1 protein-coding gene is annotated in these 386 nt (G+C 63.7%); it reads right to left on the bottom strand.

Features of this window, described 5'->3' with window-relative positions; translation table 11 throughout:
- Positions 1-157: 157 nt before the first annotated feature.
- On the bottom strand, positions 158-386 hold a 229-nt coding region (locus FOE67_RS29910), incomplete at its 5' end, for a hypothetical protein (RefSeq protein WP_228474400.1).

Genomic DNA, 386 nt, shown 5'->3' with positions numbered 1-386 from the left:
CTACCACACCCACGGTGCGCTGTGGAGGATGACTGGCCTTGACGCAGAACCGGAGCGTCTGGAGATTGATCTCGGTATCGGAGCCCCTCCACGCATGCCGCTGGATCCTACGGATCGTCTGGAAGCGGTCGTTTCGGATCACGGTGGCGACGGATCTTTACTTGAGTGGCGAGGAGCCGCCTACTTCCTTACCCACCGCTCCGGCCCCGCGCGAGCGCTCTCGGCAGCCGACGGCGTTCGCATCCGTGAGCCGCGCGTTCTTGGTCAGACTGGCCAAGGGGTGTGGGCCAGTGACGTCGACGGAGAGGATTGCCTCGAGGTCGCCAATCTTGATGGCACTGGTGAGATTCGGCGTATCGCCCAGGGCCGGATTGGTCGTGTGTTGC

It is taken from the genome of Streptomyces calidiresistens (assembly GCF_014141525.1).
GTDB lineage: Bacteria > Actinomycetota > Actinomycetes > Streptomycetales > Streptomycetaceae > Streptomyces > Streptomyces calidiresistens.
The sequence above is the reverse complement of the archived record's forward strand: the minus strand, read 5'-3'. Positions and strand labels throughout refer to the sequence as shown.